Origin of the sequence: Halovivax ruber XH-70, from assembly GCF_000328525.1 — an archaeon.
GTDB lineage: Archaea > Halobacteriota > Halobacteria > Halobacteriales > Natrialbaceae > Halovivax > Halovivax ruber.
Genome location: NC_019964.1, coordinates 685,872 through 712,791, shown reverse-complemented (window position 1 = coordinate 712,791; position 26,920 = coordinate 685,872). Strand labels below are relative to the sequence as shown.

Annotated in this window: 26 protein-coding genes; 11 read left to right on the top strand and 15 right to left on the bottom strand. The window is 66.4% G+C overall.

Translation table 11 applies throughout. The features are described 5' to 3' along the window. Window positions 1–22: 22 nt before the first annotated feature. The 3 genes from pyrG to HALRU_RS03230 are packed head-to-tail and all read left to right on the top strand — an operon-like array spanning window position 23 to window position 2,990. Window positions 23–1,726, top strand: coding sequence for a glutamine hydrolyzing CTP synthase (gene pyrG, locus HALRU_RS03240; protein ID WP_015299978.1), 1,704 nt, complete (start codon window positions 23–25; stop codon window positions 1,724–1,726). Further along, entirely contained in the window at window positions 1,726–2,643 is a 918-nt protein-coding gene (gene guaA, locus HALRU_RS03235; RefSeq protein WP_015299977.1) for a glutamine-hydrolyzing GMP synthase, read from the top strand. Before pyrG ends, guaA begins: the two co-directional genes overlap by 1 nt. Then, window positions 2,640–2,990, top strand: coding sequence for a DUF7126 family protein (locus HALRU_RS03230; RefSeq protein WP_015299976.1), 351 nt, complete (start codon window positions 2,640–2,642; stop codon window positions 2,988–2,990). Before guaA ends, HALRU_RS03230 begins: the two co-directional genes overlap by 4 nt. 337 nt (window positions 2,991–3,327) lie before the next feature. Here the strand turns inward: HALRU_RS03230 and HALRU_RS03225 are convergent, their stop codons facing one another. The 6 genes from HALRU_RS03225 to HALRU_RS03200 form a co-directional block, all read right to left on the bottom strand. After that, window positions 3,328–4,110 carry a 5-formyltetrahydrofolate cyclo-ligase gene (locus tag HALRU_RS03225; protein ID WP_015299975.1) on the bottom strand — a complete coding sequence of 261 codons (783 nt, stop codon included), beginning with the start codon at window positions 4,108–4,110 and terminating at the stop codon, window positions 3,328–3,330. Window positions 4,111–4,136: 26 nt separating this feature from the next. Beyond that, a complete protein-coding gene (locus HALRU_RS03220; protein WP_015299974.1) occupies window positions 4,137–4,907 on the bottom strand; it encodes a MogA/MoaB family molybdenum cofactor biosynthesis protein in 771 nt (256 codons plus the stop codon). 48 nt (window positions 4,908–4,955) lie between these two features. Further along, entirely contained in the window at window positions 4,956–5,258 is a 303-nt protein-coding gene (locus HALRU_RS03215; protein ID WP_015299973.1) for a transcriptional regulator, read from the bottom strand. 2 nt (window positions 5,259–5,260) lie between these two features. Then, window positions 5,261–5,815 carry a hypothetical protein gene (locus HALRU_RS03210; protein WP_015299972.1) on the bottom strand — a complete coding sequence of 185 codons (555 nt, stop codon included), beginning with the start codon at window positions 5,813–5,815 and terminating at the stop codon, window positions 5,261–5,263. Window positions 5,816–5,962: 147 nt separating this feature from the next. Next, entirely contained in the window at window positions 5,963–6,850 is an 888-nt protein-coding gene (locus HALRU_RS03205) for an ABC transporter ATP-binding protein (protein ID WP_015299971.1), read from the bottom strand. Further along, window positions 6,838–7,851: a hypothetical protein gene (locus HALRU_RS03200; protein ID WP_015299970.1), complete on the bottom strand. Its 1,014-nt coding sequence runs from the start codon at window positions 7,849–7,851 to the stop codon at window positions 6,838–6,840. Before HALRU_RS03200 ends, HALRU_RS03205 begins: the two co-directional genes overlap by 13 nt. 202 nt (window positions 7,852–8,053) lie before the next feature. On the opposite strand from HALRU_RS03200, the gene HALRU_RS03195 reads away from it, so the two are divergent. Both HALRU_RS03195 and HALRU_RS03190 read left to right on the top strand, forming a co-directional pair. Further along, entirely contained in the window at window positions 8,054–9,094 is a 1,041-nt protein-coding gene (locus HALRU_RS03195; protein WP_015299969.1) for a zinc-binding dehydrogenase, read from the top strand. Between the two features lie 112 nt (window positions 9,095–9,206). Next, entirely contained in the window at window positions 9,207–9,506 is a 300-nt protein-coding gene (locus HALRU_RS03190; protein WP_015299968.1) for a hypothetical protein, read from the top strand. An 18-nt stretch (window positions 9,507–9,524) separates the two neighbouring features. On the opposite strand, the gene HALRU_RS03185 is transcribed toward HALRU_RS03190, so the two are convergent. The 3 genes from HALRU_RS03185 to HALRU_RS03175 form a co-directional block, all read right to left on the bottom strand. After that, the gene (locus HALRU_RS03185) at window positions 9,525–9,827 is read right to left on the bottom strand and encodes a DUF7853 family protein (protein WP_015299967.1); all 303 of its coding nucleotides are present in this window, start codon (window positions 9,825–9,827) and stop codon (window positions 9,525–9,527) included. A 373-nt stretch (window positions 9,828–10,200) separates the two neighbouring features. Then, window positions 10,201–10,761: an NUDIX hydrolase gene (locus HALRU_RS03180; protein WP_015299966.1), complete on the bottom strand. Its 561-nt coding sequence runs from the start codon at window positions 10,759–10,761 to the stop codon at window positions 10,201–10,203. A 111-nt stretch (window positions 10,762–10,872) separates the two neighbouring features. Next, window positions 10,873–11,793: a diacylglycerol/lipid kinase family protein gene (locus HALRU_RS03175; RefSeq protein ID WP_015299965.1), complete on the bottom strand. Its 921-nt coding sequence runs from the start codon at window positions 11,791–11,793 to the stop codon at window positions 10,873–10,875. A gap of 56 nt (window positions 11,794–11,849) precedes the next feature. On the opposite strand from HALRU_RS03175, the gene HALRU_RS03170 reads away from it, so the two are divergent. Next, the gene (locus tag HALRU_RS03170) at window positions 11,850–12,644 is read left to right on the top strand and encodes a PHP domain-containing protein (RefSeq protein ID WP_015299964.1); all 795 of its coding nucleotides are present in this window, start codon (window positions 11,850–11,852) and stop codon (window positions 12,642–12,644) included. Between the two features lie 57 nt (window positions 12,645–12,701). On the opposite strand, the gene HALRU_RS03165 is transcribed toward HALRU_RS03170, so the two are convergent. Beyond that, complete coding sequence (locus HALRU_RS03165; protein ID WP_007698935.1) at window positions 12,702–13,115, bottom strand: Lrp/AsnC family transcriptional regulator; 414 nt, start codon at window positions 13,113–13,115, stop codon at window positions 12,702–12,704. A 102-nt stretch (window positions 13,116–13,217) separates the two neighbouring features. Between HALRU_RS03165 and carA the strand changes: the two genes are divergently transcribed. Beyond that, a complete protein-coding gene (carA, locus tag HALRU_RS03160; RefSeq protein ID WP_015299963.1) occupies window positions 13,218–14,294 on the top strand; it encodes a glutamine-hydrolyzing carbamoyl-phosphate synthase small subunit in 1,077 nt (358 codons plus the stop codon). 80 nt (window positions 14,295–14,374) lie between these two features. Here the strand turns inward: carA and HALRU_RS03155 are convergent, their stop codons facing one another. Then, complete coding sequence (locus tag HALRU_RS03155; protein WP_015299962.1) at window positions 14,375–14,953, bottom strand: hypothetical protein; 579 nt, start codon at window positions 14,951–14,953, stop codon at window positions 14,375–14,377. A gap of 145 nt (window positions 14,954–15,098) precedes the next feature. Between HALRU_RS03155 and HALRU_RS03150 the strand changes: the two genes are divergently transcribed. Next, on the top strand, window positions 15,099–15,977 hold the full coding sequence (locus tag HALRU_RS03150) for a universal stress protein (protein ID WP_015299961.1): 879 nt from the start codon (window positions 15,099–15,101) through the stop codon (window positions 15,975–15,977). 7 nt (window positions 15,978–15,984) lie between these two features. Here HALRU_RS03150 and HALRU_RS03145 read toward each other — a convergent pair whose 3' ends face one another. After that, window positions 15,985–16,656 (bottom strand): hypothetical protein, encoded by a 672-nt coding sequence (locus HALRU_RS03145; protein WP_015299960.1) that lies wholly within the window; start codon window positions 16,654–16,656, stop codon window positions 15,985–15,987. A 322-nt stretch (window positions 16,657–16,978) separates the two neighbouring features. Continuing rightward, complete coding sequence (gene purH / locus HALRU_RS03140) at window positions 16,979–18,619, bottom strand: bifunctional phosphoribosylaminoimidazolecarboxamide formyltransferase/IMP cyclohydrolase (RefSeq protein WP_015299959.1); 1,641 nt, start codon at window positions 18,617–18,619, stop codon at window positions 16,979–16,981. A gap of 176 nt (window positions 18,620–18,795) precedes the next feature. On the opposite strand from purH, the gene purB reads away from it, so the two are divergent. Together purB and HALRU_RS15560 are read left to right on the top strand one after the other, a co-directional pair. Next, window positions 18,796–20,184 (top strand): adenylosuccinate lyase, encoded by a 1,389-nt coding sequence (gene purB / locus HALRU_RS03135; protein ID WP_015299958.1) that lies wholly within the window; start codon window positions 18,796–18,798, stop codon window positions 20,182–20,184. 62 nt (window positions 20,185–20,246) lie between these two features. Continuing rightward, a complete protein-coding gene (locus HALRU_RS15560; RefSeq protein WP_015299957.1) occupies window positions 20,247–20,390 on the top strand; it encodes a hypothetical protein in 144 nt (47 codons plus the stop codon). A 380-nt stretch (window positions 20,391–20,770) separates the two neighbouring features. Here the strand turns inward: HALRU_RS15560 and HALRU_RS03130 are convergent, their stop codons facing one another. Both HALRU_RS03130 and HALRU_RS03125 read right to left on the bottom strand, forming a co-directional pair. Continuing rightward, window positions 20,771–22,870 carry a hypothetical protein gene (locus HALRU_RS03130; RefSeq protein WP_015299956.1) on the bottom strand — a complete coding sequence of 700 codons (2,100 nt, stop codon included), beginning with the start codon at window positions 22,868–22,870 and terminating at the stop codon, window positions 20,771–20,773. A 221-nt stretch (window positions 22,871–23,091) separates the two neighbouring features. Continuing rightward, on the bottom strand, window positions 23,092–25,251 hold the full coding sequence (locus tag HALRU_RS03125; RefSeq protein ID WP_015299955.1) for a hypothetical protein: 2,160 nt from the start codon (window positions 25,249–25,251) through the stop codon (window positions 23,092–23,094). Window positions 25,252–25,554: 303 nt separating this feature from the next. Here HALRU_RS03125 and HALRU_RS03120 point away from each other — a divergent pair, with 303 nt between their 5' ends. Continuing rightward, a complete protein-coding gene (locus tag HALRU_RS03120; RefSeq protein ID WP_015299954.1) occupies window positions 25,555–26,901 on the top strand; it encodes a cobyrinic acid a,c-diamide synthase in 1,347 nt (448 codons plus the stop codon). The last annotated feature ends 19 nt before the right edge of the window (window positions 26,902–26,920 follow it).

Genomic DNA, 26,920 nt, shown 5'->3' with positions numbered 1-26,920 from the left:
CCCGGACCCGCGCAGAGTCGGTATGCCGACGGAATCGGAAACCGAGTACGATCCCACGCTGGGCCGGAAGTTCATTTTCGTCACGGGCGGCGTGATGTCCGGACTTGGGAAGGGTATCACGGCCGCGAGCACCGGCCGCCTGCTCAAGAACGCCGGATTCGACGTCACCGCCGTGAAGATCGACCCGTATCTGAACGTGGACGCGGGGACGATGAACCCCTTCCAGCACGGGGAAGTGTACGTCCTGGAGGACGGGGGCGAGGTCGACCTCGATCTGGGGAACTACGAGCGGTTCCTCGGGACGCAGATGACCTCGGACCACAACGTCACGACGGGCAAGACCTACCAGCACGTCATCGAGAAGGAACGCGCGGGCGACTACCTGGGCAAGACGGTCCAGATCATCCCCCACATTACGAACGATATCAAGCGCCGCATCCGCGAGGCCGCCGAAGGCACCGACGTCTGTCTCGTCGAGGTCGGCGGCACGGTCGGCGACATCGAGGGGATGCCCTACCTCGAGGCGCTGCGCCAGTTCGCCCACGAGGAACCCGAGGAGAACGTCCTCTTTACGCACGTCACCCTCGTCCCCTACTCGAAGAACGGCGAGCAAAAGACCAAGCCGACCCAGCACTCAGTCAAGGAGGTCCGCTCGATCGGCCTCCAGCCCGACATCATCGTCGGCCGGAGCGAGGATCCGCTCCAGCCGTCGGTGAAGGAGAAGATCGCCCTGTTCTGTGACATCCCAACCGAGGCCGTCTTCTCGAACCCCGATGTCGAGGACGTCTACCACGTCCCCCTCGTCGTCGAGGAGGAAGGACTCGACCAGTACGTCCTCGAGCGACTCGACATCGCGGACGAAGCGCTCCCGCAGGGCGAGCGCGCGAACGAGTGGCGCGACATCGTCACCACGGAGAAGACCGGCACGATCGACATCGCGCTCGTCGGCAAGTACGACCTCGAAGACGCCTACATGTCGATCCACGAGTCGCTGAAACACGCCGGCTTCGAACTCGGCGTCGACATCGAGACCCACTGGGTCGACGCCGACGAGATGGCCGACAAACACCGCGATCGACTGCGCGAGGCCGACGGCGTCATCGTCCCCGGCGGCTTCGGCATGCGCGGCACCGAGGGCAAGATCGAGGCCGTCAGGTACGCCCGCGAGAACGACGTCCCGTTCCTCGGACTCTGTCTGGGCTTCCAGATGGCCGTCGTCGAGTACGCGCGCAACGTCCTGGGCTACGAGGACGCCCACTCCGCGGAGATGAACGAAGACACGCCACACCCGGTCATCGACATCCTGCCCGAGCAGTACGAGGTCGAGAACATGGGCGGCACGATGCGCCTGGGCGAGCACACGACGGTTATCGAACCCGAAACGCTCGCCTACGACCTCTACGGCGACACCTCCTGCTCCGAACGCCACCGCCACCGCTACGAGGTCAACCCCGAGTACTTCGAGGACTTCGCGGACGAACCGATGGTCTTCTCCGGCACCGCTGGCAACCGGATGGAGATCCTCGAACTCGACGATCACCCGTTCTTCTTCGGGACGCAGTTCCACCCCGAGTACAGTTCACGACCCGACGACCCGAGCCCGCCGTTCGTCGGCCTCGTCGAGGCGATTCTCGAGGAGACCGACGTCGACGACCGGACAGCCGGTTCGACGGACGACGATACAGACGATCGAGACGACGCCCCCGACACGGAGGTGACCGCCTGATGGTCGACGTCGACTCCTTCGTTCCGGAGGCGATCGACGAGATCGGCGACGAGATCGGCGACGCGAACGCCGTCATCGCCCTCTCTGGCGGCGTCGACTCCTCGGTCGCCGCGGCGCTCGCCTACGAGGCCGTCGGCGAACAGCTCACGCCCGTCTACGTCGACACCGGCCTGATGCGCAAGGGCGAGACCGACCAGATCCGCGAGACCTTCGACTACATGGAGAGCCTCCGGATCGTCGACGCCAAAGACCGCTTCCTCTCGAAACTGTCCGGCGTCACCGACCCCGAGGCAAAGCGAGCCGTGATCGGCGAGCAGTTCATCCGCGAGTTCGAGCGCGAGGCGAAATCGGCCGACGCAGACTACCTCGTCCAGGGGACGATCTACCCCGACCGCATCGAGAGCGAGGGTGGAATCAAGTCCCACCACAACGTCGGCGGTCTCCCGGACGTCGTCGACTTCGACGGCATCGTCGAACCGGTGCGCGACCTCTACAAGGACGAGGTGCGTGAGGTGGCTCGCCACCTCGATCTCGACGAACTCGTCGCCGAGCGGATGCCGTTCCCCGGGCCCGGACTCGCCGTCCGGGTGATCGGCGAGGTCACCGAAGAGAAACTCGACGTGGCCCGCGAGGCCTGTCACGTCGTCGAGGACGAACTCGAGGAGTACGACCCCTGGCAGGCCCTGGCCGCCGTCATCGGCAAGGCGACCGGCGTAAAGGGAGACAACCGCGTCCACGGCTGGGTCGTCTCGGTTCGATCGGTCGACTCTCGCGACGGCATGACCGCCCGCGCCCAGGAGATCGACTGGGAGACACTCCAGCGCATCCAGTCACGAATCACCGGCGCGAACGAGAACGTCGCCCGCGTCGTCTACGACGTCACGCACAAACCACCGGCGACGATCGAGTACGAATGAGCGCAGACCGCGAGGCGCCGGTCGCAATCGTTTCCGGCCCCGACGAGGACGACATTGCCACCGCACTGGAAGCCGAAGGGCAGTCGGTGCGACGGATCGACGACGTCTCGACCCGGCCGGCGCTCGAGTCGGCCGGCGTGCACGAGGCGTCGCTGTTCGTCCTCACGGATGCCGCCGACGCGACCGCCGTACCAATCGTTCGCGACCTGACCGACGAGATTCGGATCGTCGGCTACACACGCGATTCGCTTCCCGAGTTCGTCAGCGGCCAGCTCGATCTGGCCGTCGATCCGCAGCTGCTGGACGCCACGATCGTCGCCGACGAACTGACGACGACCGACGACTGACCGGTCCGCCCCCGTTCGACACCGACCACAGTAATCGACCGTTCTCCCCGGCGAGGGGGCCGATTTAACCGAATTAAATCCAGTTCAATCCCGGTTGAGTATCCGCAATCGCGCTGGACGGTCGGTCCCCTTGAAGGGGGCGCCGACCAACGAACCGAGTGGAGGCAGCGGGCACCGACAACGAATATCCACGTTCGATACCCGTGGCTTCCAGCATCCACCACAGCACCGTTCAGCAGTGCCACGTCGTCCGGGCCGGGCCTAGCACCTCCCGGCTCCGGACTCGTTTTTCATAGGAACCCGCCACGTTGTACAGAGTCACCTCTGAGTCGGGCCGTCACGGCTGTAGTTGCGAGAGAACGGGAATCTCCTCGATCCGGTTGGCGGGGAGGCGATCCCAGTCGAGGCCGTCGGGACGGGAGACCGTCTCCGGTCGAACGGTCCGGTCCGGGGTGACGAGCAGGGAGAGACCGACGTCGTGGGGAGCTGCGTCGATCGCGTCGACCAGTTGCCGCTCGTGGACGGTGGTCGCGACGGGCGTGTCGGCGTCGACGCAGTCGTGTTCGGCGAGGATGGCGTACTCGAGATCGCTGTAGCCCTCGCCCTTGCCGATCCGGTCGCCGGCCGTCGTGACGGCGACGCTGCCGGAGACGATGAGGTCGATCTCGGGGAGCGAGTCTATCGTTACCGGGGTTCCGTACCCGGAGATACCCGAAACGGTCGTCGCTGCATCGTAGTCGTCGATTACCGCCGGATCGAGTTCGAGGAACGGCGCGTCGGATCGCAGCCGCGGGACGGCCACGAGGAGGCGTTTCCCGTCCCGTAGGGCCTGCCTACGGACGGGTAATTGCGGCGCGTCGGGATTGGCCTTGATCGTCGCCGCGTCTCGCCACTCCGGCTGGTCGGCCAGTCGCGCCGCCGCCTCCGACGCGCCGGCGACGTTCGGGATCCGGCCGTGAGGCGGAAACGGAAAGCGCGCCACTCCCTCGGCCTCGAGGTCGTCCCAGACGTACTCGCGGATGGCGTCTTTCGCCGGTGCCCGTTCCCCGTCGACGGCATCCGGCAGCTCCGAGGGCTCGTCACCATCGTCGGCCGCCGAATCGGTCGTGTCGGATGGCATTCGTCTCGAACGGTCACCGGCCGAGACTACGTGTGTTCCGCCTCGTCGTCGGGCCCCGCAGCTGGTAGACTCGCAAGCGAAACCACACGTGGTAGCTGGGGAACGACGAGCTCCGACATGGCGAACGTCGCCGTTTCCACGTCGGCGGGGAGACAGAAGACCGGAACGCCCGCGATGACACCGGCGAGTGGACGCACACACAGGACGTCCGTGCCGACACGCTCGGCGACTCGGGTCGTAAACAGCGTCTCGAACGCGGGCAGTTCGGCGTCTAGCAACTGGCCAACGGCCCCGACGGTCGCGTCGTCGGGCTCGATGCCGACCCCACCGGCCGTGAGGACGACGTCGACGTCGTCGCGGTCGGCCAGCCGCGATACCGTCGCCTGCACGGTATCGAAGTCCGCTGCGACCCGTTCCCGTATTGCGATCTCGTGCTCGATCCCGTCGATCGAGGCCGCGAGTGCAGCCAGCACGTCCGTCGCTTCGGTCGGCTCCTCGTCCGTCACCTCGTTTACGTCCTTCTCCGTCACCTCGTTCACGTCATCGTCCGTCTCCGTGTTCTGCTCCGAGTCCGTCTCCCCGTCCGATTTCTCGGTCGCCTCTTCGCCCGTCAGACCGACACCGATCGAAACGACGGCGACGCCGAGCACCGATCCGTCGTCCGCGACGCTGGGCTGACCGTCGGTTCCAGACTCGTTCCCATCAGTCCCCGGTTCGGTCCCATCGGCTTCCGATGCGGTTCCGTCAGACTCCGACACGGACCCATCTGTCCCAGGTCCGGCCTCGTCGTCGTCCATACGTCCGACTAGACCGGTGGGACCTTTATCGCTTGGTCGCGGGCCAGATCACGCCGAGCCGTCGTCGGAATCGATCCGGTCGATGAGCGACTCGAGCGACTCGATGTGGGATTCGAACAGGGCTTCCCCACGGTCGGTCAGTTCGTACGTCGTCCGGGGTTTTCGATCGACGAACGTTTTTTCGACGGTCACGCAATCGGCGTCTTCCATCCGCTCGATGTGGCTGGCGAGGTTTCCCTCCGTGAGGTCGAGCGCGGACGCCAGCGCGGAGAACGTCGTCTCGCCGTTCGCGTAGAGGTGGGTGAAGATTTGCAACCGGGTCGGCTGGTGGACGAGTTTGTCGAGTTCCATCGTTAGCGACGGGCGAGGACGACGTACGCGACGACGCAGTACAGGCCATAGGCGAGGCCGAGGGTGGCAAACGACCAGTTTTCGACGGCCGGAATCCATGGCAGTGCGGCCGAGACGGCCAGCAGCCAGAACCCGCCGACGTAGAACGCGTACTGGTCGGCCGACCTGATGTCGTAGGCGCCCAGCAGCTGGCCCATGTAGACGAAGGCGACGCCCATCACGATACCGGCACCGACCCAGATCAGCGGCGTCTCGGCGACACCCTCGACGCTGCTTTGAACCGGCCAGAATCCGACGATCCAGGCCAGGAGGCCGGCGTAGACGCCGACGTGCCAGCGTCCCCAGCCGGGCACGCCGGTCGTGGGTTCCTCGTAGGAACGCTGGACACGGGAGAGGACGTACTGGTGGCCACCGAAGACGGCGACCAGCCCGACGATGACGGGTATCGAAAAGCCGTACACGAAACCAACGTTGAACAGCGTGAATCCGAGCGCGACGCCGAGGCCCTCGACGAGCCACCACCGCCACCAGTACGGGTGTGACTCCGAGAGTCCCACGGCGCGTTTGATGTGGCCGAGCTCCTCGCGTAGCTGTTCGCTATCGGGCCGTCCGGTATCACCGTCGGGCCGCCCGGCCCCGCTCTCGGCGGTCGATAGGGCGGATTCCGTCGAATCGGAGCCGTGATCTGTGTTCGTCAGCGTCGGTCACCTCAGTGCCGGAACCACTCGCGTGTAATACGTAAAGAGATCGGTGTAGGTCGGTCGATCGACCAGTGAGACAGCCGACGGCAGCGACGGTTCGTCACCGGCAGGTGCCGACTCGCCGTCCACGTCCGGGGAGAAAGCGCGAACCGCGCCGTCGGCTGGGTATACCTCGTCGGCGAGCGCGATGTCGTCCAGCGCGTCGGCGTTCGAGAGGCGCGTCTCGACGACCGTCGGAACGTCGTCGAAGAGCGTCTCGGGCGTGCCGGTCGCGACGACGCGCCCGTCGGCGACGAACGCAATTCGGTCGGCGAGGTCGGCGTCCATCGGTTGGTGACTCGAGAGCACGATCGTCCGTCCCGCGTCGCGTTTTTCCCGCAAGAGTTGATGGACCACCTGGATCGTCGAGAGATCGAGCGCCGCCGTCGGCTCGTCGAGCAGATACAGCGGGACGTCGATGGCGAGTGCGATCGTGAGTTCGAGCTTGCGTGTCATCCCGCCGGAGTAGTCCTCGACGCGCTTGTCGAGCGCGTCCAGGCCGAGTCGGTCGGCATAGCGTTGCCAGTCGTCGGTGAACGCCGGATGGAGTCGCTCGAAGTAGCGGACGTTCTCCCGACCGGTGAGTCGCTCCGAACACAGCGCGTCCTGCAAGAGGAAGCTAGTCGTGTCGGAGCGGTCTGTCGGGTCCACCCCGAAGACCGTCACGTCACCACCCGACGGGTGCGTGCTCCCGGCGAGACAGGTGAACAGCACCGACTTACCGACGCCGTTCGGGCCCATCACGGCGAGCACCTCGCCCTCGCCGACGGTCAGATCGACGCCCGAGAGAACGGGCCCGTCGTCGAAGGACTTCGACAGGTTCGTCACCTCGATACAGCTCACGGCCACCACCCTCGTTCGTAGAGGACGCGGTTCGTGACGACCGTCCCCGCGACGAGGACGACGACCGCGTACGCGACCAGCAGGAGGACGTACTCCGGCCCCACGGGCGGCCCCGGCGGCCCCAGCCCCGCGTCGGCCCACTCGCCCGTCGGAACGAGGTGGTAGATCAACAGGCGTGTCGAGAGCGTGTTCGGCAGGTAGTTCAACACCTCGCCCTGCAGCGGCGAGATCGCGACGTTCGCGCCGTTGAATCCGGTGAGCATGTAGCCGAGGACGGCGATCATCGGCACCCCGTACTCCGCGAGGCGCTCGTTCGCTGCTGTCGCGATAACGGGGAGGGCCACGAGCATCCAGAAGAGGCAGGTGACGACGAACGCGAGCACCACGACGGGAATCGATGCGAGGCTCCGGAGGGCGAAGGTTCCCCCGGTCACGACGCCGGCGACGAGTGTCAGGCCGAAGGCGACGGCGGCGAGTGCTCCGGCGGCGACCATCCGTCCGGTCAGATCGGCCGAGGCCGCGATCGGCATGGACCGATAGGCTTCGTATCGTCGATCCTCCAGGTCGCCGGCGAGCAGGTAACCGAAAGCGTACAGACAGACGTAGATGGCTCCGAACATCCCCGTTCCGATGGCGGCGCTGGCGATCATCGCGGCCGACATCTCCTCCCAGAGCGAACCGTAGAAGAGTTGCATCCCGGCAGCCGTGCCGACGAGGGTCAGAAGCATGGTCGTACCCGTCGAGAGCTCCCGGAGACAGCGTTCGGCGAACGCACGGACCTGACTCGTCCAGACGGCCATCCCGGCGTCGGGCGCCGGTGCCGACACCCCCGTCTCTGACGGTGCGGCTCCGTTCGACTGCGCGGACGTACCGGTTCTGGCCGTGGAGTCGGCGTCCGTCGTCCCGACACCACCGTCGGTCAGGATCGGGCGAGAATCGGTGCGTTCGGCCCGGATGGTCGCTTCTTGCCCCCTGGACGGTCCCTGATCGTGGGGAGTACGTCGTCCCATTGTCACTCGGCATACACTGCAGTCAGCGAATACAAAATACTTTCCTTTGAATTGTACTTTGTGATGCAAACCCCCGTCGACTGCTCCGAAGCCGGAATCGATTCGTCGACGAACTGATGGAATTGGCGTAGCCGGACGCTTCGATCCGCTGGCGAGATCTGACATACCAATCGTTATCCCGATTCTCGTCCATCGGGCAGACATGGACGCAGTCACCTTCAGCGCACACGGCGACCGGGACGTCATCGAGTACGGCGAGTACCCCGACCCGACGGTCGGCGACGACGAGGTGCTCGTCGACGTGAAGGCTGGTGCGCTCAACCACCTCGACGTGTGGACGCGGGGCGGCCTCCCGACGATCGATCTCGAATTACCGCACGTGCCGGGCAGCGACGGCGCGGGCGTCGTCGAGGCTGTCGGCGACGACGTCACACGGTTCGACGTCGGCGACCGGGTGGCGGTCACGGCGGGCGTCAGTTGCGGCGAGTGTGAGTTCTGTCGCGACGGCGATCCGACGCGCTGTGTCTCCTATCACATCCTCGGCGAGCACGTCCCCGGCGTCCACGCGGAGCAGGCGGCGGTCCCCGAGGACAACCTGATCCCCGTCCCCGACGGCGTCGACTGGACCGTCGCCGGTTCGACGAGCCTCGTCTTCCAGACGGCCTGGCGCATGCTCGTCGATCGGGCGGACCTGGGGCCCTCGGAATCGATCCTGGTCCTCGGTGCGAGCGGCGGCGTCGGCCACGCGGCAGTGCAGATCGCCGACTACGTCGGCGCCGAGGTCTACGCGACCGGCTCGACGGAGGCGAAACTCGAGGCCGCTCGCGACTATGGCGCCGATCACGTCTGCAACTACGAGGACGCAAACTTCGCCGAGTGGATCCGCGCGGAGACGGGTAAGCGCGGCGTCGACGTCGTCGTCGACCACGTCGGCGCGGCCACGTGGCGCGACTCGATCAAGAGCCTGGCGAAGGGTGGCCGGCTGGTCACCTGCGGCGGGACGAGTGGACCGAATCCCGAGACGGACATTCCACGGATCTTCTGGAACCAGCTCCAGATCATCGGGTCGACGATGGCCACACCCGGGCAGGTCGACGACGTCATGGAACTCGTCTGGGACGGCACCTTCGAGCCGGCGATCCGCGAGGTGCTCCCGATGAGCGAGACCGCCCGCGCGCACGAACTGCTCGAAGAACGAGAGGGGTTCGGCAAGGTCGTAGTCGTCCCCGACAGCGAACTGTAGCCGTCGGCACCGACAGCCGGTCGTACCCGTTCCGAACTGTTGATTACCCGGTACCAACCGGGTTCGCCACGAAAACGGTGCGCACTTATCCGATGGGACGAAATTTGCTCGTGTGAGCGACGACGAGGGCTACGTCCACGATCCGGCGACGTTCGACGAGGCGGGCGAGCGAACCGACGACGAGTCGGACAGTACACTCACCGGCGTCCACCCCACGTCAGTCGACCGGACGTTCGGCTGGCGCGGCTGGGTGCTCGTCGGGATCATCGTACTGGCGTTCATCGTCGCCCCCGCCGGCATCTACCTACTTCCGCCCGGTGCCGAGGGCTACCGATTCGCGCTCATCCTCTTTCCACTCTTCCCGGCGCTGTTGCTCGCAGCGGGTGCCGTGTGGGCGACGACGCGCCCGTGAGGGCGTCGCGCCGCCTCTCTACGGATAAATAGTCGGCAGTTCGTCGATGAGCGCCGTCGCGACGCGTTCGTCGTCGGCCGGCGTCTCGGTGTCCTCGACGTAGTCAGCGAGGAGTCGCTGGAGTTCCGCTGCCTGTCGACCTGTAATCGAATCCGCACCGGTCTCGAGCCGTTCGAAGAGGTCGACGAGCCACGCCGGCGGTTGCGATCCCGCGGCGAGCGACTCGTCGACCTGTGTGACGACCCGGTGATGGGCGATCCACGCCTGCTCCCTGGTGAAATCAACGTCGTACGTCTTCGCTTTACTCGGACTGGAACTCATGTGGGAACGGAGCCGGACACCGGCTCACACGTCGTTGGTACGAAAGTGGACCTCATAAACCTTGTTGCTTGTTACCATGGAACCCTCGGTGGCGCAGTGAGTGAACACTCGGGACCGCGAGGACGCCTAGACAGCCCGCACCACCAAACTGGGGATCGAGAGAGAGAGAGAGAGAGAGAGAGAGAGAGAGAGAGAGATGAGTGTGTGAGTCAAGTGTGTGATTGAGTGAGTGCGTGCGTGAGTGAGTAAGTAGAGTGTATGAGTTCCTATCTCGTTGACCGGCGTCGGTCAGACTGGAGAAACACATGATAAGTCAGCGCGACGGCGTTCGATCGACCTGCGAGACCAGTAACTGCTCCCGTCCCAGTTCGCCTCAGTCGTCGCGTTGCATCGCGATCTCGAACCAGGGGCAGAGCCGGAGTTGTCGATACCACTCCGGATGGTCCTGCAGTCGGTCGTAGGGTAGCCACATGAGTCCGGCGACCTCCGACTCGTCGGGGTCGAGTTCGCAGTCGTCGAGCGTGAGTTGCAGGACGGCACAGACCTCGTGTTCGAGGCCCGCGTTCTCGAAGTGGCGCCGGTACTCGAAGCGGTCGGTGAGTTCGACGTCGTCGTACTGGTCGGGCGTGATTCCCAGTTCCTCCTCCAGGCGCTCTCGCGTGGCGGCCTCCTGGCTCTGGCCCTCGACGGGGTGTGAGGCGACCGTGCCGTCCCAGTAGGTCCCCCAGAGACGCTTCTCGGGGGCGCGCTGGGCCAACAGGATGTTCCCGTCCCCGTCGAAGACGAGCGCGGTGAAGGCTCGGTGGCGGATGCCGTCACCGGTGTGCGCCTCGAGTCGGTTGACCAGTCCCTGCTCGGTGTCGTTCTCGTCGACGGCGATGACGTCCTGGCCGGCGTTCGGATGCGATTCGGCCGCGTCAGGATCGGTACTCATACGCCCAACGTGGCGAAGGGAGCCCAAACCAGTATCGACTCGGTCCGACGCGAGACGGGGTCACCGTGACAGGAGCGGGTCAAAAGTGGATCGTCGCGTCACTGGTGGGGCTCAGCCTGCGTCCGGATCGGGTCGATAGCCGTCGCCAACCAGGACCGAGAACGAGTCGGACGCGACGTCCAGTTCCAGGTGCGTGGCTTCGAGCAGTTCGCCGTCGAGACTGTACTCGACCGGTCGTTCGTCACAGGCGATGCGGACGGAGGGCGTCCGATGGCGGACGATCGACTCGCCATCGCGATCGAACAGGCGGCCGAGTGCCGCCTCGCCGACGAGTTCGGACGGCGGCGCCCGCTCGATGACCACCACCTCGAACAGGCCGTCCTCGACGTTCGCCTGGGCCGTCCGCGTGCCCGAGAACCGGCGTGCGTTGCCGACGAACACGAACAGCGCCTCGCCGTGCCAGTCGGGACCGTCGGTGACCTCACCGCCAACGTCGACGGACAGCGGCGGGGCGTCGAACGAGGCGACCTGTTCGAGCGTGTTGACGACGTAGGCGAGGACGCCGAGCGAGGCCTTCTGATCGGAGGACGTCTCGGTACTCGCCTGGGCGGTGACGCCGCCCACACAGGAGTTGACGAACACCCGGTCGTTCGCGAGGCCGAGATCCAGGGCTCGTCGACGACCACCGTCGACGACGTCGAACGCGTCCGCGATCCCCGCGACGCCGATGTTCGCCGCGAAGTTGTTCCCAGTGCCGGCCGGGACGACGGCGAGCGTCGTCGAATCCAGTGCCGACGCTTCCACGATCCCGTTCGCCACCTCGTTCACCGTCCCGTCGCCCCCGGCGGCGACGAGCAGGTCCGCGTCGGCGGCTTCCTCGCGCGCCACTCGGCGCGCGTCGCCCGCTTGCTCGGTCAATCGCGTCTCGAAGCCACGCTCACCCGCGCGTTCGACGACAGAATCGACGTGGTCGCCGCCTCCACTTTCGGGATTCACCACGACGACCCCTCGCTCGAACCCGGGAGCTGTCATGAGTGTCACTCACGCGGAGAAAGTGCAAAAGTCCCTGGCCAGCATACTACCTTGACGTGTACACCGTCGACCTCCACACGCACACGCGATTCTTTCACGGGCGCCGAGCGCTCGGCGACCGATTCGACCCCGTCGGTCACCGCTTGCTCACCTGGAGCGCCGCCAGACGGGGACTCGACGGACTCGCGACGACCAACCACGACTACTACACGCCGTTTTCGGCGGGCCGGGTCGTGACCATCCCGGGGATCGAGATCTCGACCGATCGGGGCCACGTCCTCGTCGTGGGGCCGGACCCGCCGTCGGAGGTCACCCCCGGCGAACTGACGCCCACCGAGGCAGTGGAGTTGGCCCACGACCGCGATTGTGCCGCGATCGTCGCTCACCCGTTTCGCAACAGCACCGTCCGCGAGGTCGACGACGTGGCCTTCGACGCCATCGAGGTCAACGGGAAGCACCCGCGATCGCTCCCGCTGGTCGAGAAACTGGCCGAGACGTGGGACCTCCCGCTCGTCGGCGGGAGCGACGCCCACTATCCGTTCGAAGTCGGTCGCGCGTACACGCGGATCGACGCCCCGGAACTCAGCCCGAACGCGGTGGTCGAGGCGATCCGGGACGGCCGCGTCGAGTATCGGATCGACCGCGGCCCACTGGACCGGTTCGTCCGTCGACTCTACCGGCGCGTCCACGAGCGAAAAGGCGTCACCCGTGCGTTCGAGCGCCTCGACACCGGACCGACGCCAGGCGTGGGGACGCCGCCGGAAGAACCGACGACCGAATCGACAACAGCGTCGGCGGATAGAGACGATGACGCAGGATCGTCCCCCAACGGCGAGGATCGGTCCCAGTGAGCGACCGATCACCGCCAGTTGGCGGAAACGCACCTGCCCCAGTCGAGAACAGCGTGCTCAGCCGCGCTGTTCGTCGAGAATCAGGCGGGTCTTCGTGTCGACGACCTCGTCTTGCTCCCGTGCGCGCGTGATGAGACTATTGATGCCACGCGTGTCGGCGGCGTCGACGACGAGAACGATGTCGTCCTCGCCGGAGACCTGCCAGGCGTAGTCGACCTCGTCCCACTCGGCCATCCGTGCGGTCGTCTCGCGGGCGTCGACGTCGACGGCGACACCGATCTCGAGCATCGCCTTTACGTTTCCCGTGCGCGTGGCGACGGTAAAGCGCTCGATGACGCCGTCTTCGGTCATCCGATCGACGCGGTTTCGGACCGTTCCTTCGCTGGTCCCCACCGTCTCGGCGATCTCGGTGTAGGGCGTCCGCGCGTCTCGTCGCAAGACGGCGAGGATTTCTCGGTCGAGGTCGTCCATTGAGATGCGACGATAGGGTGGGGTCGCACTTGATGATTACGAAAATCGTAATTCAGCTTCGAAGACAACATTTATAGCCCTGGCACGAGTTCGTATCTCGTAATGCCACCGGCCTACGTCGCACTGGAGGGCGGCCACGTGATCGAGGGGCGTGGACGTTCACCGGGTACGGCTCGCGGGGAACTGGTTTTCACGACAGCCTACACAGGATACGAGGAGAGTCTGACGGATCCGTCGTACGAAGAACAGATCCTGACGTTCTCCTACCCGCTCATCGGGAACTACGGCGTCCGCGAGGAGCGCCTCGAATCCGAGCGCGTCCACCCGCGGGCCGTCCTCGCACGCGAGTTGACCGACGACGTCGCCGACTGGCTCACCGAGGAAGGCGTGCCGGCCGTCGACCACCTCGACACCCGCGATGTCGTCACGGACATCCGCGACGGCGGCGCCATGAAGTGCGGGATCGCCGTCGGGAAAGCCGCGACACCCGAGGACGCCCTGGCCGAACTCGATCGCTGCGTGGGCATGAGCGACCACACCGAGATCGGCGCCCAGGTCAGCGTCGAGTCGACGGAGACCTACGGCGCCGAAAACGACGGCGAGACGATCGCCCTCGTCGACTGCGGCGTCAAGTTCTCGATGATCGAGTCGTTCGTCGAGCGCGGCGCGACCGTCCACGTCCTTCCTCACGACGCGACGCCGGCCGACGTTCGCGACGTCGACCCCGATATCCTGTTCATCTCCAACGGTCCCGGCGATCCCGAAAACTACGGCGAGGCCGTCTCGCTCGTGCAGGACCTCGTCGACGAGTACCCCGTCGCCGGCATCTGTCTCGGCCAGCAGATCGTCTCCCTCGCGCTGGGCGGCACGACCGAAAAGATGGCGTTCGGCCATCGCGGCGTCAACCAGCCCGTCATCGACCTCGAATCGGGACGCGTCGTCATGACCACGCAGAACCACGGCTACACGGTCGACGACCCCGGTCCGCGCCTCGAGGTCGCCCAGCGCAACGTCAACGACGAGACGCCCGAAGGTCTCACCGGCGTCGACTGCGACGTGATCACCCGCCAGTACCACCCCGAAGCCAACCCCGGCCCCGAAGACACCCTCGACTTCTTCGACGAGGTCCTCACGATGACCGACGCACCCTCATCGCGCGCGATCCCCTGCGACGACTGAACGCAACACGCACAGCAGGTTTCTTCTTCGCTTGTCGTATCGAGGTACCTTCGAGCGCTCCAGCAAAGCGAGCGTCGTGGCTACCGAACGTCCGGCGCCGTGACCCGCCGCGTCTCGTCTCCGTCGATCAGGACGGCGACCGGGAGGACGAACGCGTCGCGCAACCGCACCGCCATCGTCGTCGACTCGGTGTCGGCCGGACAGCGACACACGACCTGTTCGGCGGGGCCCTCGACGGGAGTGATCGCCGCCGGTTCAATGTCGAGCGCGTTCGCGATCGCGTCGCGGGCCGTCGAGCCAGGAGGGTCGGGAACGATCAACGACTCGTCTCCGAGTTCCCACGCCACCCTGGCGCTGTCCAGCGTCGCGCGATGGGAAACCAGGTCCCGCGCGTCCGCCGCCGACGCCGACGACGGCAGGTGCTCGGTCAACACGCCCGGCGTCGACGCGAGCAGGTAGCGGATCGCCGCGTCGGCCGACGACGTTTCGACGTCGAAGTACCGGTGCCCGCGTTCCAGCGTATAGAATCGAACCGAATCGCCCTCGTCGACGAGAAAGACGCCGTCTCCGGCACCCGGCGTGGTCGATACCCAGGACAAGCAATCGAGAGAATCGATAGTACTGGCCGCCGTATCGACGAAGTCTCGGAGCGTATTCATCGGCCGTCACCGCGAGCTACACACTCCCACGTAAGTACGCTTTCGCGTCGTCGGCCCAGAGGCCACCCACAGCAGACAGTCACTCCCCACACCTATCGGCGAAACGGGGCCAACGCTTACGTGCCGGTCCGTGGCAGGTGAGACGATGACCGCGGACCGCCTGCTCGTGCCCGTCGCCAATCCCGAGACGGCCGACCGGCTCCTCGAGACGGCTGTCGACGTCGCGCAGGATCGTGGCCTCGAATTGCTCGTCGTGCACGTGATCGACGTCCCGTCGCAGACCAGTCTCGAACAGGCACGCGCGTCGATGGACAGGGAACCCGGCGAGTCCGTCGTCTCGCAGACCGTCGAGCGCGCCCGCGCCGCTGGCGTCGAGGCGACGGGATTGGTCCGATACGGCCACGACGTCGCGGGAAGTCTGGTCGATCTGGCGAGTGGCGCCGACGTCGAGGCGATGCTACTCGGCTGGCACGGCCGACCGCGTCGGCGCGACATCGTCCTCGGGAGCTACATCGACACGGTGCTTCGCGAGGCGGCCTGCGACGTTCTCGTCGAACGCGTCGACCGCGACAGAGGACCGATCGAATCGGTGTTCGTCCCCGTCGCCGGCGGCCCGCACACCGAGTACGCCGCCGAAATAGCGGGTTCGATCGCCCGCGAACGCGACGCGAGCGTCGAGCTCGCCACCGTGGTCGCCGTCGGGGCTGACGAGGAGACCGTCGAAGAGGCGCAGGCACTTCTGGCGCAGACGTCGCCCGCCCTCGGCGCCGTCGACTCGGTGGCGACGACCGTGCTTCGAAGCAACGAAGTGTCGGTGGGGATCGTCGATCACACCGCGGAACACGGCCTCACGATACTCGGCGCCGGCGGCAGCGGCCTTCTCCACCGGATCGTCGCCGACGACGTCGCCGAGTCGGTCGCCCGGCAGGCCGACAGCGACGTCCTGCTATGTCGGCAACGTGACCGCCCAGCGAAGACCCTCTTGTACCGACTCCAAGATGGACTCCGCGGTATCGGCCGGTGAGTCGGGATCACCCGTCCGACGCCGACCCGTTCGTCGCTCCCGCGGAGGCGGGTGGGAGGACCGGTTCCTCGACGTCGCGGCCCGTCTCGACGCGGTCCCGCGTGAAGTCACCGGGTTCGACGGTTTCGGGCGGCGGTCGCGATCCCGCGTACCGCGCCACGTGCGCCGAGAACAGCGGCGGCGGTGTCGACGCACTCACGATACCAGCTGGAGCGGACGCTTCGTCTGCCGGCTCGTCGCCGAACCAGACCGCACCGACCCGAACCGTCACCCACTCCGGCACCGCGTCGACCGCGAGGCTCGTTTCAACGTCCCAATCGGCACTGTAGACCGTCGTCGAGACGAACTGTCCGCCGCGTTCGTCGCGGGTTCTATTCGCCTCGTCGGCCCCAGCCCAGTCGAAATCGCCGAGCGGTTCGGCCGCGAGTTCGGTCAGGTCGGCGTCGTACGCGACCAGTTCGACGGTCCGAAGCGCGACGTCCGGCGAGTCGACGTTCTGGACGTGCACGGTGACTCGCAGGGGAACCGACACCGGCGGTTCCGACGCGAACGGCGCAGAAACGTCGACTTCCAGGCTCGTAAACGGCTCCGGTCCGCCGATGCACCCCGCAAGCCCGACTGTGGCCGTCACCCCAGCGACGAGCAGTCCGCGTCGCGACGGGTTCCCGGAAAGGCCCATTCGACCCTCGAACTATCACGCGAGGGGAAAAAGATTCGCCGAGACGGGGCTGGCCTGCCTCGGAAAAGTCTCGTCCGAACTCGGTTCCTCGCTTCGTTCGGTTCCAACTCGTTCCGCCCGCTCACGGCTTTGGCGTTCGCCTTTCCCGCGGTTCTCACGCGCTTTGCTCGCTCACGGGTCACGTGCGTTCCCCGTTCGCGCTTCCGAGGAACCTCGCTTCGCTCGGTTCCTCGCACGCTCCGAATCGCGCTCCTCGCGGCTCACGTTCGTTCGCCGCTCGCAATTACGCGATTCTCGCTCACTTCGTTCGCTCCGAATCGCGCTAATCGTGCTTGAACGACCGTTGTCCCGTAAAGGCCATCGCCATCCCATGCTCGTCGGCGGCCTGGATCACGTCCTCGTCGTTGACCGATCCGCCGGGCTGAACGACGGCCTCGATGCCCGCCTTCGCGGCCTCCTCGATCCCGTCCGGGAACGGGAAGAAGGCGTCCGAGGCCATCACGGCGCCCTCGGCGTCCTTGCCCTCGGCGTGTTCGTCGGCCTTCATCGCAGCGAGGCGGACGGCGTCGACGCGGGAGACCTGTCCCATCCCGACGCCGACGGTCTCGGTGCCGTCGGCGAAGAGGATGCCGTTGGACTTGACGTGTTTCAGGGTCTGCCAGGCGAAGACCATCGTCTCGAGTTCCGCGTCGGTCGGCTCGCGCTCGGTGACGACCTCGAGGTCGTCGACGGTGACCGACTGGAGGTCGCGCTCCTGGACGAGGCGGCCGCCGACGAGGGATTTTTCGGTAAATCGCTCCGACGGTTCGTCCCCGAACGACCCAACGTCGAGGACGCGCAGGTTGTCCTTCTCGAAGAGGACGTCGAGCGCGTCGTCGGTGTAGCCCGGCGCGACGACGACTTCCTTGAAGGAGTCGATGATCTGTTCGGCGGTGGCGGCGTCGCACTCGCGGTTGAGCGCGACGATCCCGCCGAAGGCGCTCATCGGGTCCGTGGAGAGGGCGTTCTCGTAGGCTCCGGCGAGGGTGTCGGCCGTGGCGCAGCCGGCCGGGTTGGTGTGCTTGATGACCGCGGCGGCGGGCTCGTCGAACTCCTTGATCAGGTTCAGCGCGCCGTCGGCGTCGTTGTAGTTGTTGTACGACAGCGCCTTCGCGCCCTCGTTCAACTGGTCGGCGTGGACCACGCTCGCCTCGTCGCAGGTCCGGTCGGCGTAGACGGCCGCGTCCTGGTGGGGGTTCTCGCCGTAGCGGAGGGTGTCGACCCGGTCGTTCGAGACGAGGCGACGGGTGGGTAGCCCATCGTGGTCCGCGTCCGCAACGCTCGCAACGTCGTCGGCCACGTTCACCTCGCCCCGTTCGATATCAACGGTTACAGCGCCTTCCGCGAACCACTCGACGGTGCGCGGGTACGCCCTGAACTCGCCCTCGTAGAGAACGCGCTCTTTCAGCGTCTCCTCGTCGTCGCCCTCGTAGATCGGCACCGGCTCCTGCGTCACGATCGGGCCGGCGTCGATTTCTTCCTCGATCACGTCGCCGTCGTCGTCCGTCGCGTCGGTGACAACGTGGACGGTACAGCCCGTCACCGAGACGCCGGCGTCGAGCGCGTCACCCCAGGCGTCCATGCCGGGGAACGCCGGCAGCAGCGAGGGGTGAACGTTGAGCGTCGTCGGCATCGCGTCGAGGAAAGTCTCCGAGAGGATGCGCATGTAGCCGTCGAGACAGACGAGGTCAACGTCGTGGTCCGCGAGTGCGTCGAGGACCGCCTCCTCGTGCTCCTGTCGATCCATTCCGTCCGCCTGCGGAACGACCTCGGTCGGGATCCCGCGGTCGGCTGCCGCCTCCAGCACCGGCGCGTCCGCGGCGTTCGTGAGGATAACCGCGACCTCGGCGCCGCCCGGTTGCCGATCTGCGATGTTCAACAGGTTTCGCCCCCGATTGCCCGCCATGCCGGCGATGCGCGTCATGCTCGATACTCCGGCCACCCGAATCAAAGGGGTTCTGATTCAGCGGATGGACTGACACGAGTCACCACTGGGCGACTGCCCATCACCGACTGCGCGTCGATCGGTCGCTGCTGCCAGTCGGCCCGACTGGTCGCCCAAACGATACGCTTTTTCGGGTTCGCGGGCGAGTCGCGGGTATGACAACTGTGGATTCGCTGTACGCCGTCTCGCCGCTCGACGGGCGGTATGCCGGGCGAACCGAGCCCCTCCGACCCTACGCGAGCGAGGCGGGCCTGATGCAGGCGCGCGTTCGCGTGGAGGTCGAGTACCTCCTCGCGCTCGCCGACCTCGAGGCGACGCCGCTTTCCATAGACGAAGAGACCCGAGCTACCCTCCGAGCGGCCTACGAGGAGTTCGACGCCGAGGACGCTGCCGTCGTCAAGGCGATCGAGACGACCGGGCACGGCCCGTTCGAGGCGACCAACCACGACGTCAAGGCCGTCGAGTACTTCCTCCGGCTCCAGCTCCCCGACGAACACGACGCCGTTCCGTGGATCCACTTCGGCCTGACCAGCGAGGACGTCAACAACCTCGCTCACCGACTGAACGTGCGCGACGCCGTGCGCGAGGTCCTGCTGCCCGCCCTCGAAGACGTTCGCAAAGCCCTCGCCGACCAGGCCCGCGAGTACCGCGATCGCCCGATGCTCGCGCGCACCCACGGTCAGCCCGCCACGCCGACCACGTTCGGCAAGGAGATGGCCGTCTACGCGAGCCGGCTCGACACCGCGATCGACCGCATTTCGGACGCGACCGATCGCCTGCGCGGGAAACTCGGCGGGGCGTCTGGCACCTATGCCGCCCACCACGCTGCCTACCCGGACGTCGACTGGCCCGTCTTTGCCCGGGCGTTCGTCACGGATCTCGGCCTCGACTTCGAACCCCTGACCACCCAGGTCAACCCCTGCGACGACCTCGCAGCCCTCTTCGACGCGTTCCGTGGTGCGAACCAGATCGTCCTCGACCTCGATCTCGACGACTGGCTCTACGTCTCCGATCGCTACCTCGGCCAGGAGGCCGCCGCCGGCGAGACGGGCTCCTCGACGATGCCCCACAAGGTGAACCCGATCGACTTCGAAAACTCGGAGGGCAACCTCTCGAAGGCCAACTCGGACCTGCAGTTCCTCGGCGAGTACGTCACTACCTCCCGCCTCCAGCGCGACCTCTCGGACTCGACGGTCAAGCGCAATATCGGGGCCGCCTTCGCCCACTGCCTGATCGGCTACACCAAGGTCGAAGACGGCCTCGCGAAGGTCACCCCCACCGAGCAGGTGATGGACGACGAGCTCGCGGCCACGCCCGAAGTCATCGGCGAGGCCGTCCAGACCATCCTCCGCCGCGAGGGCCGCGACGACGCCTACGAACAGGTCAAGGCACTCACTCGCGGGAAGCGCGTCACCATCGATGACTTCCGCGACCTCTTCGCCGACTTGGACGTCGACGAAGGCGTCCGCGAAGAACTGCTGGCACTGACTCCGGCCGGCTACACCGGCGTCGCGGCGGAGCTGGTCGACGAACTCGACGAGTGAGCGGCGACCTCGATTGCCGTCGAATCAGCAACGCTTTGCTATCGGAACGCCAACGCCCGATAATGACCGGAGACGCCATCGCCGGCGCGTTCGCGACCCCGGCGCTGATCGATCAGCTCTACCCCGAGATCGCGACGATCGCCATCTTTCTCGTCGCGATCGTGTGCATGATCGCGCTGGTTTACATCTCGATGACGTGGGACTGAGCCGCCACACCGATTTCAGCCGGTCCATCCTGGCCGCCGGCAACGCCGGACAGCGACTCGTCGGGGCCGCCGAACGATCTCCGTCCGCGTCAGTGTGACTGGGCTAGCGAGATGGTTATCCGGATATTCTATGCTCCTACCCCCGCTGTATTCCATACGCTAACCAGTACCCATAGCACCCATCACGTCAATTATCCGCACTGAAGCCGCGTCCATATGGGTACGAAAGTGCCCCGGGTGGTGATGATACCCGGGACGTGGCTTCCAAATCCCCACACGGGATTTGTCAGCCATGTTCCGAAACACACTATCGAAACAATAAGTCTCGTACGCCCGTTGGCCAGGGAGTCGTATCGCTATCCGTCGCTGGATCGAGCGTGTCAGCCGCTGTCCTCGTTCGCGCCTCGAGTGAGCGTCGGCGTCTGGAGTGCTTCGTCGTCCGTCGTGGTCAGCAAGCGGTTGTCGAGCCGGACGGTGACTCCGACGTCGTCGACGAACGCCGAGACTTCCGCCGGCGTGACCGAAAGTCCTTGCTCCGCATCGGCGCCGACCAGCCAGTACCCATCACGGGCGGACTCCTCCAGGGGTCGGCTAAGGGCGTCAGCTCCGCCGATTCTCTTCGCGACTGATCCCTGTCGTATAACGTCTGTGGGGTAATAGCGGATTGTGGCGGCATACCGGTCGGTTCCGGTCGCGGTGAGATCGACGATCGTCGGCGAATTGCTCACTTGGCGGACGACCGTCACGGACGCGTCACCGACGAACCGGAGATCGACTTCACGGTCGAGACTGGCCGTGTACGCTGCGTCCGCGACCGAGTAGCCATCGAGCAACTGGGTGAGGGTGGCCCGAATCGCGGCTGGAGACGGCGCCCCGTCGGTGAGTACGACCGCAACCGATCCGGCGGCGACGAGCGCGTCGCCGATCGGCTCGGGTGGGGTTTCGGCGAGCCAGACGACCGGCGTCGATACGTCGTCGATCGCATCGAACAGTAGGGGACGGTCGGCACAACGGATGCCGTCCTCTGTCGCCGGCAACTCGCAGTAGCAGGCGGTTCGATCGGCTTCGAGCGCGTCGTGGAGGGCGGCCGCCGTGGGCTGTTCGAGGACCGAGACCACTGCCTCGTCGTCGGTACGCTCGGCGAACCGACTGAACGCTCGCGCCCGGTCCGGGTCGGCCGTTACGAGCGTGAGGTGGGCCGAGTCGGTCGTGGTGCGTTCGAGGAACTGTCCGTGCTCCATTGCGTCCGGGCGCAGGCGGCAGGTTCCCGGCGTGTCGTCGGGGAACGTGTGAGCGCTCAGCAGTGCGCCCGGTCGTCTCACGCCGCTGGCCGGGTCGCCGTCGGCGGCTGTGCTCTCGCCGGCCGGAACTGTCGGCGGAACGTGCTCGACGGATCGGGCGACATCGATCCGCGCGAGTTCGTGAAGCAACGAGGGGAGCACAGAGACGTCTTCGGGCTCCGGGCGCAACACGGCGCGCTTCGGCCAGCGCGCCAGAAACGGTGAGAGCACGTCGCGCGGCACGTCGAGGTACTCGAGCAACTGATCGGCGAGGGGCAGGTCGTAGAGGTTCGGCGGGTAGAACGGCAGTTGCGGTGCCAGCTGGTCGTACTCGGCCTTCTTCAGCGACTGGTAACCGTCCGCTCTCACGAGCGAGTCGAGCAGCAGACACCGGGAGAGGATGTCGGCAACGCGCTCGTCGAGGCTGGCGCGCTCGGTGACGAGCGGTTCGACGTGGCCGTTCTCGAGGACGAGTTCGGGGGCGTCCGCTGGGGTAAGCTCGGCGCCGAGGTAGAACGCGAGCGGCGCCACCCGATAGCAGTGTTCGTACGTCGGGGGAATGCGGATCTCCACGCCGGTCTCCGGGATTCGGAGCTCCGGCGGCACGTGCAGTTCGTTCCCACGCTCGATCGCTGGCGGGTGCTGTCTGAGCGTGGGCCAGGAGCGCTCGCAGGTGAACTCCTTGATCGAGGACGCCAGGTAGGGGAGGGCCTCGAGGAGGGTTCCGGGATCGTCGGGGACGGTGATGGTCGCAGACGGGTGTGAGCGGAGCGAGCGGGCGCCGATGGCCACCGACGTCGGCTCGTCGAAGCGCAGGTCGACGATCGCCTGATCGTCGTCGATGTGCTGTTCGGCGCTGACCGCCGCGTTCTCGATCCGGAGGTGAATCTTCACCGTTCCGGTGATCGAGGCGTAGTACGTCCCGTTCGGAACCTCGTTTCGGCCGTCGGAGAGTTCGGCCACCGGTGTCCCGTTTCCGTCCCAGAGCGTTCGGCCGACCGTTCCCTGCAACCGCATCCGGGAGACGGTGACGGAGACTGCATCGTCGATGGGGAACAAGAACAGGTCGGGCATCGCTGGCTCGAGGCCCGGCTCCCCGTCGACCTCGATCCGCACTTCGGCACGTTCGATGTCGTCCCCCACGCGAACAGTCGAGCCGTCCCGTTCGATGGTAACAGGTGAGCTGGGACTGCGATCCATCACGTCTTCTGGCTGTTCGTCTATGCAGGATATATTTTTGCCGTCTCCGGTCTGTGCGACGATCGTGCCGTTCTGTCACAGTTGGGTCGTCGAGCTGCTGGCGTGGTAGCCACGACGATCCGAAGACGCTCGGGTCGTGCGTGTTGCACGTGGACCGACTGGTGTGATCGCTCGCGGTGACAGCAGTAGCGACGACCGTCCACGTGCTCGCCGTGGAGCTGTCAGGGACCACCCTGTACGACTTCCTGGAGCGGGCAGTCGTCGGCGTCGGCGGTGGTCAGAAGACGACCGTCGAGACGGACGGCGAACCCGTCGTTCTCGACGAGCGAGGCGACCTCCGCCGACGTGATGGGCAGGGCTTGCCTCGCGTCCGCGCCGACCAGCCAGTAGCCGTCGTGATTGCACTCCTCCAGGACGCGACCCACGACGTCTTCCGCGCTGACGGGTTTGACGGCCGTCCCCTGCCGGACGACGTCAGTGGGGTAACTTCTGATCGTGAAGGCGTAGCGGTCCTCGTCGAGCGGGCGGACGTCGACGACCGTCGGCGTTTTGCTCACGCGGCGGACGACCGTCACGGACGCGTCACCGACGAACCTGACGTCGACTCCGTGATCGACGTCGGCCGTGTACACCGCGTCGGCGACCGAGAACCCGGCGCACAGCTGGTCGAGCGCACCCCAGACCGCCCCCAGGTCCGGTTCGTCGTCCGTGAGCACGATGGCGATCGCCCCAGCAGAAACGAGCGGTTCGCCCGTCACGCCGGGCGCGACGTCTGAGAGCCAGACGACCGGCGAGCCGACGGGCCCCAGCTCGTCGAACGAGAGCGTCCGGTCGGCACAGCGAATTCCCGCTTCGGTAGTCGGGATCTCACAGTACAGGGCGGTTCGATCCGCCTCGACCGCGTCGCGGAGGGCGGCCGCCGTGGGCTGTTCGAGGACCGTGATCGCTGTCTCGTTACGAGCCTGGTCGGCGAATTGTCGGAACGACCGGGCCCGCGCCGAGTCGGCCGTCGCGAGCGTCAGCGATGCTCCGTCCGGCGTGGGACGTTCGACGGTCCGTGCCCGTTCCATCGCCTCCGGGTGCAACCGGCAAGTTCCCGGTACCTGCGCTGGGAACGTGTGGGCGGTCAGTAGCGCATCCGACCGACGCTTTTCACCCCCTCGATCGCGGCCCTCGCCAGCCGTCGAGTCGGACGGGACCGTCGGTGGGATCGCGTCGGGTGAGCGGGCGACGTCGATCCGCGCGAGTTCGTGGAGTAACGAGGGGAGCACAGAGACGTCTTCGGGAGCCGGGCGCAACACGGCGCGCTTCGGCCAGCACGGGGTAAAGGGCTCGAGTACCTCACGTGGCACCTCCAGGTACTCGAGCAACTGGTCGGCCGGGGGCAGGTCGTAGAGATTCGGCGGGTAGAACGGCAGTTGCGGGGCCAGCCGCTCGTACTCGGCGTTCCCCATCGGCTGGTAACCCGCTTCTCTCACCAGCGAGTCGAGCAACAGACACCGGTCGAGGAGGTCTCCGACGCGTTCGGCCAGGGTCGCCCGGCGCGTCTCGAGCGGTTCGACGTGGCCGTTCTCGAGGATCAGTGCCGGTGACTCGCCGGCGCTTACGTCTGCCCCGAGGTAGAACGCGAGCGGCGCCACCCGGTAGCAGTGCTCGTACGTCGACGGTACTCGGATTTCGACACCCGTCTCCGGCGCTCGGAGTTCGGCTGGCACGTCCAACTGCTCGCCCCGCTCGAGTGCTGGTGGGTGCTGTCGGATCGTCGGCCAGGACCGTTCACAGGTGTGTTCCTTGACCGAGGCGGCCAGGTACGGGAGCGCGTCGAGGAGCGCTCCGGGATCGTCGGGAACCGTGATCGTCGCCGTCGGATGCGAGCGAAGGGAGCGGGCGCCGATGGCCACCGACGTCGGCTCGTCGAAGCGCATCTCGACGATCGATCGCCCCGCGTCGTCCAGATGCTCCTCGGCCCAGAAGGTGGCGTCCTCGATCCGGAGGTGAAGCTTCACTGCGCCGGTGAGCGAAGCGTAGTACGTCCCCCGCGCCATCTCGCTGATCCCGTCCGCGATCGTTCCGACCTGATTTCCGTTCGCATCCCAGAGCGTCTGGCCGAACGTCTCGGCGAAGCGCAGCTGGGTGACCGTGACCGAAACTGCCTCGTCGACGGGAAACAAGAATACGTCGGGGAGCGCCGGCTCGAGTCCCGACGCTCCGTCGACCTCGATACGCACTTCCGCTCGTTCGATATCGTCCCCCACGCGAACGATCGCCCCGTCCCGGTCGAAGGACACCGGCGATCGATGACTCCCGGAGCCCATTTTATCGAACCGTTCGGTGTCGACGAATAAACCAGTATCGGCTCCGGTCACCATTTCGTTGTACATCGAAAACGACGTCCAAAGACGATCTCTACCGAGATGCAATCGTATTTGTGGCTGCACAAACACACTTTCGTCACCGATGTCGGCGAGCGGGGGAGTCACCACGACGAGAATCGGGCGGGAAGCGGCGATAGTACCGAGACTGCAGCTGCGAGTTCGAGCGCCACGACGCGGGAGTCTCTCACCGTTGCGTCGAGTCCTCGATCGGTCCAATGGCATTCCGCGGCCGGTAACGGTGGGGCCAACGGGGACATCGATGGTCGCTGATCTGTTGGAACAACCCGGCTGGCGGGAGGTGACGACCGGATGAGCGACCGAGCGGCAGCCGGATCCGAACGGGAGGCCGGACCGCCCGGGTTCGTCCTCGGCGGCGTCAGCTCAGGAGTCGGCAAGACCGTCGCGACGCTCGTAATCACGACGGCCCTCGAAGGCGCCAGCTACGACGTTCAACCTGCGAAGACGGGCCCGGATTTCATCGATCCAAGTCACCACGAGGCGGTCGCGGGTCGTCCATCCCGGACGCTCGATCTGTGGCTCTGCGGGGAAGACGGCCTCCGGCGCAACTACCACCGCGGCGAGGGTGACGTCTGCGTCGTCGAGGGCGTCATGGGACTGTACGACGGTGACGGATCGAGTACAGCGATGGTGGCCGAGGCCCTCGGCCTGCCGGTCGTCCTCGTCGTCGACGCGAGTGCGGGCATGGAAAGTGTCGCGGCGACGGCCCGTGGGTTCCAGACCTACGCCGACGATATCGGGCGGGAGATCGATGTCGCCGGGATCGTCGCCCAGCGGGCCCACGGCGGTCGCCACGAGACGGGTATCCGGGAGGCGTTGCCGGACAGTCTCACGTATTTCGGCCGGATTCCGCCGACTCCCGCCCTGGAAATTCCCGATCGCCACCTCGGGCTCGAGCTGGCCGACGAGGCGCCGGTCCCGGAAGACGCGCTCGCCGAGGCCGCGGAGCCGATCGACGTCGAGCAACTCGTCGACGTCGCGCGAGATCCGGCACCGCCGTCGGCAGCCTGTGAGGCAGGGCCGTCCCCGGGCGGTCCCACGGTCGCGGTCGCCGACGATGCGGCCTTTTGCTTTCGCTATCTCGCGACGATCGAGCGCGTTCGCGAGCGAGCCACCCTGGTGACGTTCTCACCGGTCGCCGGCGACCCCGTTCCCGAGTGCGATGGCGTCTATCTCCCCGGCGGCTATCCGGAACTGCACGCCGAGGCACTCGAATCAACGGGGACGCTCACCGAACTCGGGCGACTCGCGAGTGACAGCCTCCCGATCCTGGGCGAGTGTGGCGGACTGATGGCGCTGTCGCAATCACTGACCACTACCGAGGGCGACACGCACACGATGGCCGACCTTCTCCCCGCCGACGTGACCATGCAGGAGCGGTACCAGGCGCTCGATCACGTCGAACTCGTCGCCACCGACGAGACGCTGACGGCACGAAACGGGGCACGACTTCGCGGCCACGAGTTCCACTACTCGGAGGCGACCGTCGACGATGACGCTCGGTTCGCGTTCGAGACCGTCCGGGGAACGGGGATCGACGGGACCCACGACGGATTGACCGAGCATCAGACACTCGGCACCTACGCCCACGTCCACCCCGAGAGCGGCGCGTTCGATACGTTTCTCGAACGCCTGTAATGGGGACCGTGACATCGGA